The organism is Blastococcus sp. CT_GayMR19, from assembly GCF_004570385.1.
GTDB lineage: Bacteria > Actinomycetota > Actinomycetes > Mycobacteriales > Geodermatophilaceae > Blastococcus_B.
In genome coordinates this window covers 1-16,008 of the sequence record NZ_SPQL01000020.1, presented here as the reverse complement: position 1 = coordinate 16,008, position 16,008 = coordinate 1, and the positions used below count along the sequence as shown (strand labels likewise).

Annotated in this window: 19 protein-coding genes; 9 read left to right on the top strand and 10 right to left on the bottom strand. The window is 73.6% G+C overall.

Features of this window, described 5'->3' with window-relative positions; all coding sequences use genetic code 11:
* Positions 1-57: 57 nt before the first annotated feature.
* Positions 58-945 carry a PRC and DUF2382 domain-containing protein gene (locus tag E4P39_RS20120; RefSeq protein ID WP_135138369.1) on the bottom strand — a complete coding sequence of 296 codons (888 nt, stop codon included), beginning with the start codon at positions 943-945 and terminating at the stop codon, positions 58-60.
* Positions 946-1,273: 328 nt separating this feature from the next.
* On the opposite strand from E4P39_RS20120, the gene E4P39_RS20115 reads away from it, so the two are divergent.
* The 3 genes from E4P39_RS20115 (at position 1,274) to E4P39_RS20105 (ending at position 3,540) form a co-directional block, all read left to right on the top strand.
* Positions 1,274-2,083 carry a DUF3097 domain-containing protein gene (locus E4P39_RS20115; RefSeq protein WP_135138368.1) on the top strand — a complete coding sequence of 270 codons (810 nt, stop codon included), beginning with the start codon at positions 1,274-1,276 and terminating at the stop codon, positions 2,081-2,083.
* A gap of 189 nt (positions 2,084-2,272) precedes the next feature.
* Positions 2,273-3,166 carry a hypothetical protein gene (locus E4P39_RS20110; protein ID WP_135138367.1) on the top strand — a complete coding sequence of 298 codons (894 nt, stop codon included), beginning with the start codon at positions 2,273-2,275 and terminating at the stop codon, positions 3,164-3,166.
* The gene (locus tag E4P39_RS20105; RefSeq protein ID WP_135138366.1) at positions 3,166-3,540 is read left to right on the top strand and encodes a GntR family transcriptional regulator; all 375 of its coding nucleotides are present in this window, start codon (positions 3,166-3,168) and stop codon (positions 3,538-3,540) included. The genes E4P39_RS20110 and E4P39_RS20105 overlap by 1 nt, the downstream gene beginning before the upstream one ends.
* A gap of 287 nt (positions 3,541-3,827) precedes the next feature.
* Here E4P39_RS20105 and E4P39_RS20100 read toward each other — a convergent pair whose 3' ends face one another.
* From E4P39_RS20100 to E4P39_RS20090, 3 genes are all read right to left on the bottom strand, one after another.
* Complete coding sequence (locus E4P39_RS20100; RefSeq protein WP_135138365.1) at positions 3,828-4,658, bottom strand: aldo/keto reductase; 831 nt, start codon at positions 4,656-4,658, stop codon at positions 3,828-3,830.
* Positions 4,659-4,752: 94 nt separating this feature from the next.
* Complete coding sequence (locus E4P39_RS20095; RefSeq protein WP_245159983.1) at positions 4,753-5,553, bottom strand: tryptophan 2,3-dioxygenase family protein; 801 nt, start codon at positions 5,551-5,553, stop codon at positions 4,753-4,755.
* Positions 5,554-5,594: 41 nt separating this feature from the next.
* Positions 5,595-6,860: an MFS transporter gene (locus tag E4P39_RS20090; protein WP_135138363.1), complete on the bottom strand. Its 1,266-nt coding sequence runs from the start codon at positions 6,858-6,860 to the stop codon at positions 5,595-5,597.
* Positions 6,861-6,994: 134 nt separating this feature from the next.
* On the opposite strand from E4P39_RS20090, the gene moaA reads away from it, so the two are divergent.
* From moaA to E4P39_RS20065, 5 genes are all read left to right on the top strand, one after another.
* Complete coding sequence (gene moaA / locus E4P39_RS20085) at positions 6,995-8,059, top strand: GTP 3',8-cyclase MoaA (RefSeq protein ID WP_209306639.1); 1,065 nt, start codon at positions 6,995-6,997, stop codon at positions 8,057-8,059.
* A 44-nt stretch (positions 8,060-8,103) separates the two neighbouring features.
* Positions 8,104-8,334 (top strand): MoaD/ThiS family protein, encoded by a 231-nt coding sequence (locus E4P39_RS20080; protein ID WP_245159982.1) that lies wholly within the window; start codon positions 8,104-8,106, stop codon positions 8,332-8,334.
* 40 nt (positions 8,335-8,374) lie between these two features.
* A complete protein-coding gene (locus E4P39_RS20075; protein WP_135138361.1) occupies positions 8,375-8,572 on the top strand; it encodes a hypothetical protein in 198 nt (65 codons plus the stop codon).
* Positions 8,573-8,575: 3 nt separating this feature from the next.
* Complete coding sequence (locus tag E4P39_RS20070; RefSeq protein WP_135138360.1) at positions 8,576-9,421, top strand: SMP-30/gluconolactonase/LRE family protein; 846 nt, start codon at positions 8,576-8,578, stop codon at positions 9,419-9,421.
* 198 nt (positions 9,422-9,619) lie between these two features.
* Positions 9,620-9,961 carry a hypothetical protein gene (locus tag E4P39_RS20065; RefSeq protein ID WP_135138359.1) on the top strand — a complete coding sequence of 114 codons (342 nt, stop codon included), beginning with the start codon at positions 9,620-9,622 and terminating at the stop codon, positions 9,959-9,961.
* Positions 9,962-10,066: 105 nt separating this feature from the next.
* Here the strand turns inward: E4P39_RS20065 and E4P39_RS20060 are convergent, their stop codons facing one another.
* Genes E4P39_RS20060 through E4P39_RS20035 form a run of 6 tightly spaced genes read right to left on the bottom strand, consistent with a single transcriptional unit; the run spans position 10,067 to position 14,187 of the window.
* Positions 10,067-10,477 (bottom strand): molybdenum cofactor biosynthesis protein MoaE, encoded by a 411-nt coding sequence (locus E4P39_RS20060; RefSeq protein ID WP_135138358.1) that lies wholly within the window; start codon positions 10,475-10,477, stop codon positions 10,067-10,069.
* Positions 10,474-11,061 carry a nucleotidyltransferase family protein gene (locus E4P39_RS20055; protein WP_135138357.1) on the bottom strand — a complete coding sequence of 196 codons (588 nt, stop codon included), beginning with the start codon at positions 11,059-11,061 and terminating at the stop codon, positions 10,474-10,476. Before E4P39_RS20055 ends, E4P39_RS20060 begins: the two co-directional genes overlap by 4 nt.
* Before the next feature lie 46 nt (positions 11,062-11,107).
* The gene (locus E4P39_RS20050) at positions 11,108-12,154 is read right to left on the bottom strand and encodes an ABC transporter ATP-binding protein (protein WP_135138356.1); all 1,047 of its coding nucleotides are present in this window, start codon (positions 12,152-12,154) and stop codon (positions 11,108-11,110) included.
* A complete protein-coding gene (locus E4P39_RS20045; protein WP_209306638.1) occupies positions 12,151-12,948 on the bottom strand; it encodes an ABC transporter permease in 798 nt (265 codons plus the stop codon). Before E4P39_RS20045 ends, E4P39_RS20050 begins: the two co-directional genes overlap by 4 nt.
* Positions 12,945-13,742, bottom strand: coding sequence for a molybdate ABC transporter substrate-binding protein (modA, locus tag E4P39_RS20040; protein ID WP_135138355.1), 798 nt, complete (start codon positions 13,740-13,742; stop codon positions 12,945-12,947). Before modA ends, E4P39_RS20045 begins: the two co-directional genes overlap by 4 nt.
* A 49-nt stretch (positions 13,743-13,791) precedes the next feature.
* On the bottom strand, positions 13,792-14,187 hold the full coding sequence (locus E4P39_RS20035) for a TOBE domain-containing protein (RefSeq protein WP_135138354.1): 396 nt from the start codon (positions 14,185-14,187) through the stop codon (positions 13,792-13,794).
* Between the two features lie 230 nt (positions 14,188-14,417).
* On the opposite strand from E4P39_RS20035, the gene E4P39_RS20030 reads away from it, so the two are divergent.
* Entirely contained in the window at positions 14,418-15,629 is a 1,212-nt protein-coding gene (locus E4P39_RS20030; protein WP_167761999.1) for a DUF2786 domain-containing protein, read from the top strand.
* Positions 15,630-16,008 lie beyond the last annotated feature (379 nt).

Sequence of the window (16,008 nt, the reverse complement as noted above, 5' to 3'; positions counted from 1 at the left end):
TGGCCTCGACCGGCCGCCGCCGCCGTCAGATCGTCCCGGCACTACGCCGGGGCGGGCTCAGATCCGCCGGTCGCGGTCCTCGAGCGTGTCGCCGCGGGTCGTGTCGGCGGCGCCGTCGACCTCGATCTCCTCCTTGCGGAGCCCCTCGGTCACCGTGGCCTGCTCGGTGACGGTGTCCTTGTCGAGGCGCACGCGCTCGACCGGGACGGCCTCCTTCTCCACGACCGGGCGCTCGGCGTGGAGGGTCACCTCGTGCTCCTCCTCGGAGATCGCGGGCCCGTCCAACGCGTTGCCGACGTTGGCGTCGGTGATGGGCTCACGCTCGATGCGCACCTCCTCACGGGTGACGGGCACGGTCTCGGTGACGTTCTCGGTGACGACGAACTTGCGCAGGCGGGCGCGGCCGACCTCCTCGGAGCGGGTGCCCACGTTGAGGCGCTCCTCCGAGCGGGTCATCGCGTTGTCGGTCGTCGGGCCGGAGGTGTCGTGGCCGACGGTGCCGTGGGTGTTCAGGTCCGTGTCGGCACGGCCCGTGCCGGCGAGCCCGGTGTCGGTGCCGGCGGTCCCGGTGTCGGTGCGGGTCTGCGTCCCGGCGAGACCGGTCTGCGTGCCGGCGATACCCGTGTCGGTGCCGGCGCCCATGCCGTAGTAGCGGTAGAGCTCCTGCTCCTCCTCGGGGGAGAGGTGCCCGTCGGTGTCGATCTTGGGAGCGTCCTTCACCTGGGACTTGCTGACCGGTACGCGGACGCCGTCGTTGGTGAGGTCCGCGTTGCGGATCGGGACGAAGGACTCCTTGGTGCCGAACAGTCCGGTGCGGACGGTGACCCACTCCGGCTGGCCGGTCTCGTCGTCGAGATAGACCTCCGCGGCCGACCCGATCTTCTCGCCGGACTCGTCGTAGACGTCCTGGCCGATCACGCGGCTGATGGTGTCGGTGCCGATCATCGTCGTATCGCTCCTTTTCCATGCACGGGGCTGGTGCGGTCACTCCAATGGGTGACCGGGATGAACGCAGCGAAACAAGGCCGTCCTCTCCGTGACCTCGGTTCACAGGCACATCCGGCGCTCCGCGGACGGGATCCGCGGCGGCGGCCGACCGGCCGGAACCATGTCCGTGCAGGTCACGCGCGAGCGCATGGCGCACAACCAGCCTTGCTCACCCAGGTCGACATCTCGTCACGCTCCGCACCCGGGACCGGTTCCGCGCGTGTCGTCTTCCCGGCCACCGGCGCGTCTCCGGAGACCGGCGGGCACGCGTGCCTAGCGTCACGGAGTGCCTCCCCGGTCGCCGTACGACAACCTCGTCCATCCACGCACCGTGAAGCAGCCGGTGCCCAGCGTCGAGGCCGAGAAGGACCTCGTCGTCGAGGACCCGAGCTCGGGCTTCGTCGGTGCCGTGGTCCGCTGCGAGAAGGACGTCGTCCACCTCGAGGACCGCTTCGGCAAGGTGCGCGGCTACCCGCTCGGCCCGGGCTTCTGGGTGGACGGCCGGCCCGTCGTCCTCGTGCGGCCGCGGCAGGCCGCCCCCGCCGGACCGCTGCGGAGCGCGTCGGGCTCCACGTACGTCGTGGGCGCGCACGCCCGGGTGGCCCGAGCCGGGCGGATCTACGTCGAGGGCAAGCACGACGCCGAGCTCGTCGAGAAGGTCTGGGGCCACGACCTGCGGATCGAGGGCGTCGTCGTCGAGCCCCTGCACGGCGTCGACGACCTGCCCGCGATCGTGAAGGAGTTCCGCCCGACCCAGGGGCGGCGCCTCGGCGTGCTCGTCGACCATCTGGTCAAGGGCTCGAAGGAGTCCCGGATCGCCGAGCAGATCACCGGCGAGCACGCCCTCGTGGTGGGGCACCCCTTCGTCGACATCTGGCAGGCGGTCAAGCCCCAGGTCGTCGGCATCAGGGCCTGGCCGGTCGTCCCCAAGGGCCGGCCGTGGAAGGAAGGCGTCTGCGCGGCGCTGGGCTGGGAGGACGACACCGGCTACGTCTGGGCGCAGCGCATCCTCGCCCGCGTGAAGAGCTTCACCGACCTGGAGCCGGCGCTGCTGGGCCGGGTGGAGGAGCTCATCGACTTCGTCACCACCGACTGAGACATTGCGGTCCTCCGGACCGCACCGCGGCCACGGGCCGTCCCCGGCCTGCGTGGAGCCGTTTCGTCGAGCCTGCGCGGAACCCTCCGGGTCCCACTCGGCTCGACCCGCCTCCATGATCACTTGCGCAGCGTCACTGCCAGTGCCATTGTGTCAATCACTTGATTCAATGAGTCACCGGAGGACGACGTGGGACTGGTACCGCTGGGTCTGCTGCTCGCCGTCGTCGTGACGGTCGCGATCGGCACGGCCGTCGTCCGCCGCTCACCACCCAGCCGCGAGACGGCGGTGGCAGCCGCCCGCAGGCACGCGGTCCAGGCGGCGGTGGCCGCGCTCCTGCTCGGCTTCCTGGCCGCCCTGTACGTCGGTGCGACACAGCTGGGCAACGGCTCGCCGGGCGGGCTGGGCATCACCGTGCTGCTGGTCCCGATCACCTTCGGCATCGTGCACACCCTCGTCCTGGCCGCCGGGGAGCTGAGCTGGCCCCGACCCGAGGGCGAGGTGCGGCGGGCGCGACTCGTGCACCGCGGTCTCCTGGACGCCGCCCCGCGCTGGCTCGTGCGGACGGCGGGAGGGTCTTTCGCGCTGGCCGCCGCGACGCTCCTGGGCGGCGCCCTCCTGGCCGACGCCGACGGCCGGAGCGTCAGCTACGGATACGCCAGCGCGGTGGGGAGGGGCATGTCCACCGCCAGCCCCTTCCCCGGCTCCTTCTACGGCGTCCCGGCCGGCATCGGCCTGCTCGTCCTGGCCCTGGTCACGGCGATCGCGCTCTGGATCGTCGCCAACCGGCCGGCCGTGGCCACAACCCACGAGGACATCGAGACCGCGCTGCGCCGGGCCTCGGCCCACCGCGTGCTGCGGGTGGCGGTCGGCGTTCCACTGTTCGTCTCCGGGGGCCTGCTGTTCGTCGGCGGCCGGGCGCTCCACTCGGTGTCGACCAGCAGCGCCTCCGCCGCCCTCCTGGACGTGGCCGCGGCGGCGGCATCCGTTCTCGGGGGCGTGGCGATGCTCGTCGGCGTCGTCGTGGCCTGCCTCCGCGCACCGGGCGTCCCGGCCGATGCTCCCGCGGTGCCCGTCGGCTGATGGCCCTCGACATCACGGTGGACGTGAAGGCGGCGACGCCCCCGTACGAGCAGATCCGCAGTCAGATCGCCGCCTATGTCCAGGGCGGGGTGCTGACGCCCGGCACCCGGCTGCCCACGATGCGGGCACTCGCGGCCGATCTCGGCGTCGCCACCGGAACCGTCGCCCGGGCCTACACCGAACTCGAGGCCGGAGGGCTGATCGCGAGCCGCCGGCGGACCGGCACGGTGGTCACCGGCCCGGCACCGGCACCGGCCCAGGACGGCGTCCGGACGGCCGCGGCCCAGCTCGTCGCACAGGCGCGCGCCGCCGGGGTCGACGCCGAGACGGTTCTCACCATCGTCCGCGCGGCCCTGGTCTCGCCGGCCCGCTGACACCGTCCGTCTCCCGCCCCGGCGCGACGAAGCGGCTCACCTCACGCCGGGACGGCACCTGAACGCCGGGCGCCCGCTGTGTCGTGCCGAGTGGGGGCCGGAGGCTCCCGCGCAGGCGCGACGAAGCGGCTCACATCACGCCGGGCGCCCGCTGTGTCGTGCCGAGTGGGGGCCGGAGGCTCCCGCGCAGGCGCGACGAAGCGGCTCACATCACGCCGGGACGGCACCTGGCCGCGGTGCGGTCCGGAGGACCGCAATGTCATAGCGGTGCGGTCCGGACCGCCATGTCATGGAATCCAGTTGAACTCGTCGGGGTCCGGGCCGGTGCGCTCGCCGCGGTCGAGCGCCGTGATGGCGGCCATCGCGGCGTCGTCGAGCTCGAAGTCGAAGATCGCGAAGTTCTCCTCCATGCGCGAGCGCTGGACCGACTTCGGGAAGATGACGTCGCCGCGCTGGACGTGCCACCGGAGCGTCACCTGGGCGGGGGTCCGTCCCAGCTGCTCCGCGACACCCCGGATCACCGGGTCGTCGGCGACCTTGCCCCGCGCGATCGGCGACCAGGCCTCGGTCACGATCCCGTGGTCGGCGTCGAACGCCCGGATCTCGTCCTGCACGAGGAACGGGCTGACCTCCACCTGGTTCACCGCGGGGCGCACCTCGGACGAAGCGAACAGATTGCGCAGGTGCGCAGGCTGGAAGTTGGAGACGCCGATCGCCTTCACCCGGCCACTGGCGTAGATCTCCTCCATCACCTTCCACCGGGCGACGTAGTCGCTGGCGGCCGGAAGCGGCCAGTGGATCAGGAACAGGTCCAGGTAGTCGAAGCCCAGGTCCGCCAGGGTCTGGTCGAACGAGGCGAGCATGGCGTCGCGGTGGAGCCGGTTGTTGTTGACCTTGCTGGTCACGAAGATCTCGCCGCGGTCCAGGCCCGAGTCGCGCACGGCCTCGCCGACCTGCTTCTCGTTGCCGTACATCTGCGCGGTGTCGATGTGCCGGTAGCCGATCTCGAGCGCCGTGCGGGTGGCCTCGGCGGTCTCCCCGGGCTTGATCTGGAAGACGCCGAAACCCAGCTGGGGGATCTCGACGCCGTTGTTGAGCGCGATGGTGGGGACTGCCACAGGGTTCCTCTCTGTCGGGGAGGGCCGGTCCGCGACGTCGTCCGCGTCCGGCCCGTGTCCCGCCTACCCGTGCACCGCCCGATCAACCCGCGCCTCAGAGCACCGTGCGGGCCGCCCACAGGTCGGGGAACACCACGCGGGCGGCGCTGCGCTCGAGCCAGGCCAGCCCGGCGGACCCCCCGGTACCCGGCTTGGCGCCCATCGCGCGGCGCACCGCGGTCACGTGCCGCTGCCGCCAGGTCGTGAAGACCTCGGCCACGTCGGTGAGCGCCTCGCCGAGCAGAAAGAGGTCGTTGCCGGGACGCGGGTCGCGGTAGACCTCGGCCCACAGCGCCGTCATCGCGGGATGCGCCTCGTGGTGGACGGACCGGTCCCGCTCGAGCACCTCCAGCGGCACCGGCAGTCCGCGCCGTCCGAGGTAGGCGTGCACGTCGTCCTCCAGGGACGGCGCCGCGAGCGCCCGGAGCAGGTCGGCGTGGACGGCCGGGAGCGCCTTGTGCGGGCGGACCACCGACTCCGCCTTGATGCCGAGGAGGAACTCCACGAAGCGGTAGCCGTAGGACTGGAAGCCCGAGGCCTCGCCCAGCTGGTCCCGGAAGCCGTTGAACTCCGCCGGCGTGAGCCAGAGCAGCGATCCCCAGCTCGCGTCCAGCGAGCGGAGGTGGTGCACCGACCGGTGCACCGCCGACAGGGCGCCGTCCAGGTCATCGACGCGGAGCTGTCGCTGGGCCAGCTCCCACTCGCGGCGCAGCAGGAGGAACCACAGCTCCATCACCTGGGTGACGACGAGGAAGGACGGCTCCGCGGGGTGGGCGGTGACCGGCCGCACGAGCCCCTCCAGCGCGCGGACGCCGACGTACTCCTCGTAGGGCGTGAGAGCTGCGAACTCGATCACCGGCTCCGCAGGCTCTTCCGGTGCGGGTGTCGGTCGGCTGGTCACTGGATCTCCCTCGTCGTGGTGGTCGTCCGGAGCCCGGAGCCGACCGGAACGCGATTCTGATCGGTGCTGCGCAGGATCGGTGCGCCCGCCAGGGCCAGGACGCCGGCCAGCGCCGCGGAGAGGGCAGGAACGGCGAAGGCCGCCTCGGCACCCCAGGCATCGACCGCGGACCCCGCGATCGCCGAGCCGGCGGTCACCCCCAGGGTCAGCCCGGTGACCACCCACGTGAGGGCCTCGGTCAGGGCCGCGCGGGGTATCCGCGACTCCACCAGCGACATGCCGGCCACCAGGACCGGGGCGATGGCCAGGCCGGCCACGAAGCCGGCGCCGATCAGGGCGGGCAGCGAACCGACGGCCAGCAGCATCTGGGCGGCGACCGCGAAGAAGACCGCACAGCCGACGAAGCGGGCAGCCAACGTGCCGGGCAGCCGGACGACGCCGTAGACGAGGCCCGCGACGAGGCTGCCCCCGGCGTAGACGGCGAGCGCCACCCCCGCCATCGCGGGGGCGCCCTCCGCCTCCGCGAACGCCACGACGACGACGTCCATCGCGCCGAAGACCGCGCCCACGGCCAGGTAGGTGACCCCGGCGACGAGCACCGTCGCGTGCCGCAGGGCCGATCGCGGCCGGGGCCCGTCCTCCTCCACCGGTTGGACCGGCGGCTCGGTCGCCCGGAGCGCGGACAGCCACATGGCCCCGGCGAAGCCGATGACCACGCCGGTCAGGAAGCCGACCGGCGGGTTGATCAGGGTGGCGAGGAACGTGACCAGCGGCGGGCCGACGACGAAGACCACCTCGTCCACGACCGACTCGAACGCGAACGCTGTCGGCCGGGCGTCGGGATCCAGGGCGTCGGCCCAGCGGGCCCGCACGATCGCGCCGATGTTCGGGCCGCACGCGCCGGTCAGCCCCGCCAGGACGAACCACGTCCACTGGGGCGCGCCGAGGACGACGCCGGCGACGAAGGCGAACCCGAAGAGGAGGTAGCCGCTGAAGGCCACCCGGAGGACGACGCCCTGGCCGCGCCGGTCCATGAAGCGGGCCCACTGCGGGCTGGCCAGCGAACCGACCAGCGCCAGCGTCCCGGCGACGGCGCCGGCGAGCCCGTAGCTGCCGGTCTCCCCCTCGACGAGGAGGACCGCGCCCAGGCCGAGGATCGGCATGGGCAGCCGGGCCAGCCAGCCCGCCATCGAGAAGGCGGGCGAACCGGGTACGGCGGCGAAGATGCGGGCGTAGGGACCGAAGATGGTGCGGGATGCCACGGTTGTCTCGCGCTCTCTGGCCACAGGCGAGTGCGGGTCGGTCCTCCGCCGGTCTCTCGGGTGGCGGCCCGAGCCTAGCTTTGCCGCTCGAGATTCCCGACCGCTTATCGCCGTCGCGGCACTACATTCAGGCGGTGAGCAGGAAACCGTTGCCGGACCCGTGGGTGCGACCTGCCCATCCCGCGCCCGGAAACGTGGCACCGGGCACCGGCGGTCTGGTCGACCGGCACGGCCGGGTCGCCACCGACCTGCGGGTGTCCCTGACCGATCGCTGCAACCTGCGGTGCACGTACTGCATGCCGCCGGAGGGCCTGGACTGGCTGCCCAAGGTCGAGGTGCTCACCGACGAGGAGATCTCCCGCCTGGTCCGCATCGGCGTCGAGCAGCTCGGCATCCGCGAGGTCCGCTTCACCGGCGGCGAGCCCCTGCTGCGGCCGGGCCTGGTCGGGATCGTGGCCGCCGCGACGGCGCTCCGCCCCCGCCCCGAGGTCAGCCTGACCACCAACGCCATCGGTCTCGCCCGTGTCGCGCCCGCGCTCGCCGCGGCCGGGCTGGACCGGATCAACTGCAGCCTGGACACGGTCGACCGGGAGCGCTTCGAGCAGCTCACCCACCGCGACCGGCTCGACGACGTCCTGGCGGGGATGGCCGCCGCGCAGGCCGCCGGGCTGAGGCCGGTGAAGGTGAACGCCGTCCTGCTCCGCGGGCTCAACGAGAAGGACGCCCTGCCGCTGCTCGACTTCTGCCTCGAGCACGGCTACCAACTGCGCTTCATCGAGCAGATGCCGCTGGACGCACACCACGCCTGGACCCGCGGCGAGATGGTCACCGCGGAGGACATCCTCGAGCAGCTGTCGGCCGCGCACACGCTCACGCCCGATTCCGAGGAGCGCGGCTCGGCGCCCGCCGAGCGCTGGCTGGTCGACGGCGGCCCGGCCACCGTCGGCGTCATCGCCTCGGTCACCCGCTCCTTCTGCGGCGCCTGCGACCGCACCCGGCTCACCGCCGACGGTCAGATCCGCAACTGCCTGTTCGCCCGCGAGGAGTCCGATCTGCGCGGGGCGATGCGGGCGGGCGCGACCGACCAGGAGCTCGCCGACCGCTGGCGGATCGCGACGCTGAACAAGCTGCCGGGGCACGGCATCGACGACCCCAGCTTCCTGCAGCCCAGCCGGCCGATGTCGGCGATCGGCGGCTGAGCGCGGTGTCGTCCGCCCACCCCTCCGCCCCGACAACCGTGACGGTGCGGTACTTCGCGGGGGCGCGGGCGGCTTCCGGCGTCGACACCGAGACGCGCGAGGCGGCGACGCTCGACGCTCTCGTCGCGCAGCTCGTGGACACCCACGGGGAGCGGCTCGAGCGGGTGCTCACCGCGTGCTCGTTCCTCGTGGACGGCACGTCGACCCGCGACCGCGCGGCGGCGCTGTCACCCGGGAGCGTGGTCGACGTCCTCCCGCCCTTCGCCGGGGGATGACGATGGATGACGGGCGCCTGGCCTGCGGAAGGATGGCGACATGAGCATCTTCGACAAGGTGAAGGTCAAGGCACAGGAGCTCCTGGGCCGGGCCGAGCAGGTCTACGGCGAGTCCCACGGCGATGCCGCGGCCACCGCGGCGGGCGAGGCCAATCAGATCGAGGCCGAGGCCGAGGAGGCCGAGCTGGAACGCAAGGACGGGCACCGCGACGACGACGGACTCGCCGGCGCCCGCTGACCGATGCGCGCCGAACAGGTGACCGGGCCGGTCGCCTATCACGGTGAGGGCCCGGTCTGGTCGCCGCGGTGGGGCGGCCTGCGCTGGGTGGACATGCTCGCCGGCGACATCCTGTCCCTCGACGAGAGCGGGAGCGTCCGGCGTCACCACGTCGGGACGATCGCGGCCGCGGTCCGCCCCCGCGCCGGTGGTGGGGCCGTGATCGCCGTCGAGCGCGGCTTCGCGCTGGAGGACCCGGACGGCACCGTCACCGCGCTCGACCCGGTGTGGGACGACGACTCGGTCCGCATGAACGAGGGCGGCTGCGACCCCGACGGGCGCTTCTGGTGCGGCTCGATGGCCTACGACAAGCGCGCGGGCGCGGCGGCGCTCTACCGGCTCGACCCGGACGGGTCGGCGCACCGGGTGCTCGACGGGGTCACGATCTCCAACGGCCTGGACTGGAGCCCCGACGGCTCGATCGCCTACTACGACGACACCGCCACCGGCCGGGTCGACGTCTTCGACTACGACCCGGCCGCCGGGCTGACCGGCCGGCGGCCGTTCGTCGAGCTGACCAGGGGCGAGCGGCCGGACGGCCTGACCGTCGACTCGGAGGGCGGCGTGTGGGTGGCGCTGAACGGCAGCGGCGTGGTGCGCCGCTACCGGCCCGACGGCGTCCTGGCCGAGGTGGTGGAGCTGCCCACCGCACAGGTCACCGCGTGCACCTTCGGCGGGCCGGGCCTGGACCAGCTGTTCATCACCACGTCCCGCGAGGGGATGGCACCGGACGAGGACCCGGTCGCGGGCTCGCTGTTCCGGGCGGACGTCGGCGTGCGCGGCCTCCCCGTGCGCGAGTTCGCGGGCTGAGAGTCACGGCTGCTGCACAGTCCGGCGAAACCGGTCGGCGTGGCGCCGATCACCGTCGTCCGCACCCCGATGGGGTGGAGGGTGGAGCCGACGGGCAGTGTCGCGCGTCCTCGGGCCTTCTCGGCCCGCTCTGTGTTCAGCCACGGCCCGCTTCCGGGTCGTGCCACGTCCCACCCCAGACGCCGCGGAAGAACGCCCATGACTCGCTCAGCAGACCGCCCGACCATCCTCATCGAGACGAACGGCCACACGCTCGCCACCGCCGAGGTGCGCCCCACCGACGTTGCGGGCGTCGTCCACACCGACCTGCATGTGGAATCCGGCCATCTGCCGGCCGGGACGGGGGCCCGCCTCGTCGACGCGGTGCTGGCCCACCCGGACGTCGATCACGCCGACCGCATACTGGCCACGATGCCGCTGGGCGACGTCGAGATGCTCGAGCGGGTGCGAGAGCGCTGTGGCGAGGTGGAGGCCCATGCCGCCGGGGCGACCAAGCTGGTCGAGGCCCGGGTGAAGCACCAGGTGCCCACACCGCGCTAGGGGCGGGCCACCCACGATTCCGGGGGCGGCGGCCCTTGATCACGGTGCGCGCGGATGGGCAGGTTCGGGCCGGGAACTGCCCGTTCGCGCACACTGACGGCCGAATCAGGGGCAGGCGACCCACTCCTCCTCGCCGTCGGTGAAGACCTGCCGCTTCCAGATGGGCAGCCGCTTCTTCACCTCGTCGACGAGCTCGGCGCAGGCGGCGAACGCCTGGCCGCGGTGGGAGGCGCTGACCGCGCAGGCCAGCGCGACGTCGCCGATGCCCAGCAGCCCGATCCGGTGCGAGACGGCGACGGCGTGCACGTCGGGGCGGGCGGCGAACTCCGCGGCCAGCTCGACGATCACCTCGGCCGCCGACGGGTGGCCCACGTACTCGAGCTCGGTCACCGAGCGCCCCCCGTCGTGGTCGCGCACGACCCCGGCGAAGGAGACGACGGCGCCCGCGGCCTTGTCGGCCACGGCGTCCTCGTGCTCCGCCACGGACAGCGGCGCGTCCACCACCTGCGCGATCACGGCGCCGAACCTACTCCGGGTGGCGGGACGTCGAGGTCGGTCGGATCGGCCAGCCCGGTGCAGTCGATCTCGACGACGTCGTGCTCCGCGAGGTAGCGGCGGGCCCCCTCGTCGCCGGTCAGGGTCTCGATCACCCCGTCCCAGTGGTCACGGCCCAGCAGCACGGGGTGCCCGCGGACGCCGTCGTAGGTCGCGACCGCCAGCGCGCCGGGGGAGGCCTGATGACGCACCTTCTCCAGGGCCGCCGGGGTCATGCCGGGCATGTCCACCAGCGTGATCAGCGCCGCGTCGACCTGGTCCGGCCAGCCGCGCAGCCCTTCCAGGCCCGTGCGCAGGGAGGACGCCATCCCGCTCTCCCAGTCCTTGTTGGCCAGGACGGCCGATCCGCCCAGGTCCGCGTGCCGCCAGACCTCGACCGCCTGCGCGCCGAGCACGACGAGCACCGGATCGCACACCGCGCGCGCCGTCCGCACTGCCCGCTCGACCAGCAGGCTGCCCTCGTACTCCACCAGCGCCTTGGGCATGCCGTAGCGACGGCCACCCCCCGCGGCGAGGACGACGGCGGCGACGATCGGTGAATTCATCCGACCCACCCTCCCAGAGCGGCCGACATGGCCATCCTGGCCCCTCTCAGCGGGCGTAGACGGCCACCTCGGAGGCCTTCACCGTGGCCCAGACGTCCGCCCCCGGGACGAGACCGAGCTCGGCGAAGGCGGTGGCGGTGACGTCGGCGACCAGCGGGACCTCCCCGGCCAGCTCGCAGCGCACCGTCGTCCCGTGCGGGGTCGCCCCGGCCAGGCGGGCCGGCCACACGTTGCGCGGGCTGCCCTCGGGACGTGCGAGGTAGAGGGCGACCGACTCCGGGCGGACGGCGGCGAAGACCGGTCCGGCGGTCTCCTCGCCGACCGCGACCACTCCCCCGCCGTCCAGCCGGACGCTGCGCCCGTCCCCCGTGCCGGGCAGCAGCGAGAGCCCCACGAGGCGGGCCACGTAGTCGGTGCGCGGGCGCCGGTTCACCTCGTCGGGGGTGCCGGCCTGGACCACCCGCCCGTGCTCGACCACCAGGACCCGGTCCGCCAGGGCCATCGCGTCCACCGGGTCGTGCGTCACCAGCACCGTGCTGCCGCCGAACTCCGCGAGGTGACGGCGCAGCTCGGCGCGCACGGTCAGCCGGGTGCGGGCGTCCAGCGCCGACAGGGGCTCGTCGAGCAGGAGCAGCGCGGGGTCCCCCACGAGGGCGCGGGCCAGCGCCGCCCGCTGCGCCTGGCCGCCGGACAGTTCCGCGGGCCGCCGGTCGCCCAGCCCGTCGAGCCCGACCCGGGCCAGCCAGGCGGCCGCCGCCGCACGGGCCGGCGCCTTGCGGACCCCGCGGGTGCGCAGCCCGAAGGCCACGTTGTCGCCGACGCTCAGGTGCGGGAAGAGCAGCGAGTCCTGGAAGACGACGCCGAGGGGACGGCGGTGCGGCGGCAGGTGGGTGGCCCCGTCGTCCCAGGTGGCGCCGTCGACGGTGACGGTGCCGCCGTCGGGGCGCAGCAGCCCGGCGAGCACGCGCAGCAGCGTGGACTTGCCGGCGCCGTTCGGGCCGAGGACGGCGAGCACGTCCCCGTCCGCCACCGTCAGGTCGACGACGAGGTCGAGCGAGCCCAGCCGCAGCGCGATCGACGCGTCGAGGGTCACGGCGCCACCCGGCCGAGCCAGCGGTCCCGCAGCAGGAGCAACGTCGCCAGCGAGACCACGAGGAGCAGGAGCGAGAGCACGATCGCCGCCTCGGGATCGCGCTGCAGGGCGAGGTAGACCGCGAGCGGCATCGTCTGCGTCGTCCCCGGGAAATTGCCCGCGAAGGTGATGGTCGCGCCGAACTCGCCCAGCGCCCGCGCCCAGCAGAGCACTGCTCCGGCAGCCACGCCCGGTGCCACCAGGGGGAGCGTGACCTTCCGGAAGGTGGTCCAGCGGTCGGCGCCGAGCGTCGCGGCGACGTCCTCGAACCGCGTGTCAGCAGCCCGCAGCGCACCTTCGACGCTGATCACCAGGAAGGGCATGGCCACGAAGGTCTCGGCGATCACCACCGCGGTCGTCGTGAACGGGATCGTGACGTCGAACTGCTCGAACAGCCAGCGCCCGACGATCCCCTGCCGGCCGAGCACCAGGAACAGCGCGACGCCGCCCACCACCGGAGGCAGCACGAGAGGCACGGTGACCAGCGCGCGGAGCACGCTCCGGCCCCGGACCCGCGACCGCGCCAGCACCCAGGCCAGCGGCACCCCGAGCAGCAGGGACAGCACGGTGGCGAGCGTGGCGGAGACCAGGGACAGCCGGAGCGCCTGACCCACCTCGGGCTCGGCGAGGGTCGGGCCGATGGCCGACCACGGTGCGCGGAGGACCAGCCCGAGCAGGGGCAGGACGAGGAAGAGCACCGCGAGGCCGGCGGGTACGAGCAGCGGCGCGGGGACGGTCCGTTCGCGGCGGCTCACGAAGCCTGCGGGCGGAAGCCGGCGCCCTCGAGGGCGGCCTGCCCCTCCTCCGAGCGCACCAGGTCGACGAACGCCCGCGCCGCGTCGGGATTGGGGGCGGCGCCGAGGATGCAGATCGGATACGCGTTGACCGCCTCCTCCGCCTCGGGGAAGGGAATGCCCTCGACCGCGGATCCGGCGCTGCGCACGTCGGAGGCGTAGACGAGGGCGGCGTCCACCTCGCCGAGCTCGACCTTGGTGAGGGCGGCGCGCACGTCCTCCTCCTCGGTGTCGGGCGCGGCCGTGACGCCCGCGGCCTCGAAGACCTGCCGCGCGGCCGCGCCACACGGGACGTCGGCCGCGCAGATCGCGAGCGCGAGGTCAGGGTCGGCGAAGTCCGCGAGACCGGTGACCCGGCCCGGGTTCCCCGGCGGGACGGCGATCTCCAGGACGTTCTCGGCGAACAGCGTCGGGGCGCCGGCCTCCAGACCCGCGTCGGTGACCACGCGCATCTGGCTCTCGTTCGCCGAGGCGAACACGTCGGCCGGCGCCCCCTGGACGATCTGCGTGGCCAGTGCCGAGCTGCCGGCGAAGCTGAACCGGACCTCGAGCGAGCGGTGTTCCGCCATCAGCCGGTCGCCGAGACCGGTGAAGACGTCGGTCAGCGATGCCGCCGCCAGCACCGTCAGGGTGCCGGTCAGCTTCCCGTCCGCGGAGCCGGGCGCGACGTCGGAGGACGACGCCGGCGAACCGCAGCCGGCCAGGACCACGGCCAGGCCGAGCGCGGTCACGAGTCGGCGCGGGTGTGTGCTCATCGGGGTTTCCCGGGCGCTATGGCCCCGATCAGCGCGCAGTCGCGACGGCTCATGGCACGTCCACGCTGACCTGGGTGGCCTTGACCGTGGCCACGGCACGGACGCCGACGTCGAGGCCCAGCTCGTCCGCGGCTTCCCGGGACATGAGCGAGACCAGCCGGAACGGCCCGGCCTGGATCTCGACCTGGGCCATCACCGTGTCGCGGACGACCCGGGTGACTATTCCGGTGAGCCGGTTGCGGGCCGACGACGACCGCGTCGTCCCCGGGTCCGGGGGCTCGCGGAGGGTGGTCGCGACGGCCGCCAGGTCGGCGCCGTCGACGACGGCGGGGCCGCTCCCCTCCCGATGCGCCGGCAACCGTCCGCTGTCGATCCACCGCCGGACGGTGTCGTCGCTGACACCGAGCAGCGCGGCGGCCTCGGCGATCCGGTACGTAGTCGGCACGGCCTACACCGTAGATCCGTATCTGCGGAAGAGCAATGGAAGCGAGGCTCCGCAGACGCGGGATCGGCGTTCCCGCGGAAGCGTCGACGAGGTGCGCCATCGCCCGGCGGGCCATCCCGGCGATCCGACGGCAGAGCGGCCGGCAAGACGGTAGACGCCACTGTGGACGCGGGCCGTTGTCCACAGCCGGCGCGGGCCCGCCGTCGGCAGCGCGGGGCAGCATGCTCGACGTGGCGAACGACGCGTGGCTCTCCGAACTCCTGCGGCATGGCGCAATGACCGATGGCGGGGTTGCCCAGGAACTGGCGGCCACGTTCGCGACGCGAGATCCCTCGGTCGACGCGCAGGGGACTGTCACCCAGGCCCTGCTCACGGCGCTCGAGGAGACCTGGGAGCGCGGCTGGCAACCGGCCGACGTCGTGCACGTCGCCCGGCGGGAGGCGACGGCGGGCAGCGTGCCGCTGGTGGTGGCCCTGATCGCGGAGCACGCGCGCCGCAGCGACGCCGTGCACCGGGCGCCGGACGCCTGGGTCGAGCAGTTGTCCGAGCTGGACGCGCTCGGACCGGGCGATCCCGCCGTGGTGCATGCCTGGCATCGCGCCGGACGACTGGCGCCCGCGGAGGCATGGCGGATCGTGATCCGGCTCGCCGGCGCGCTGCAGGCCACCCTCTCCATCGACGCCTTGCTGCCGCCGCCGTCGCGCTGGGGACCGCGTCACTCGCGTCGCGCCGAGAACCCGGCTCCCAGCGACGACCGGGTCCTGCGCCGGATCCGCGGCCTGCTCGCCAAGGCCGAGTCGACCGAGTTCCCGGACGAGGCCGAGTCGCTGACGGCCAAGGCGCAGGAGCTGATGACGCGGCACGCGATCGACGCGGCACTCCTCGAGGCCGGACCGTCATCCACCGATGGCCGTCTGGTAGATACCCGGCGCGTGCACGTCTCGGACCCGTACGTCCGCGCCAAGATGCAGCTGCTCGCCGCGGTCGCCGAGGCCAACGACGTCCGGGTGGTCTGGTACTCGACCCTGGGGATCGCCAACCTGGTGGGCGTCCGGGCCGACGTCGCCGCCGTCGAGCTGCTGTTCACGTCCCTGCTGCTCCAGGTGGCCCACGCCCTGTCGGCTGCCGAGCGCCTGACGGGAGACCGATCGGCCTCCCGGTCGTTCCGGCGGTCGTTCCTGCTCGGCTACGCCCACCGGATCGGCGAACGGCTGCGCACTGCCAGGCAGAGCGCCACTGCTGAGGCAGCGGCCGAGCACGACATCGACCTGCTCCCGGTACTGCGCAGCCGCCAGGTGGCGGTCGAGGAACGCGTCGCCGAACTCTTCCCGCGCGTGCGCGCAACCCGCAGCCGGGCGTCGGTCGACGCAGATGGTTGGTACGCGGGCCGCGACGCGGCCGAGCGCGCCGACGTCGGCTTTCGCCGGTCCTCACTGCGCTGATGCCCGATGCGGGCGCTTCCGCGGAAGCGCCCACCCCTGCTCGGAGACCCCCGCCCGCCGTTCCCCCTCACCGGCAGAGCTCGCCGCGCGGACGGTTCCGCGGAAGCGCCCCCTGTCCCCCCGTCTCGCGCGCACCGACCGGGATCCACCCCACCCCACGGACGCTTCCGCGGAAGCGTGACGATCCGCTGACCAGCGAGTTTTGTCGGTGGCGCCCAATACCATCCGAACATGAGTTCGATAGCGGACGCGGAGCATGGGTCGGGTTCGCCGCTGCCGGAGCTGGCGCGGGCGATCACCGCGGGGGCGGTGCGGTTGGCGGCGGCGACCGCGGCGTGGTTGCGGCTGGTCGCCGAGTTCGACGACCGGGGCGGCTGGC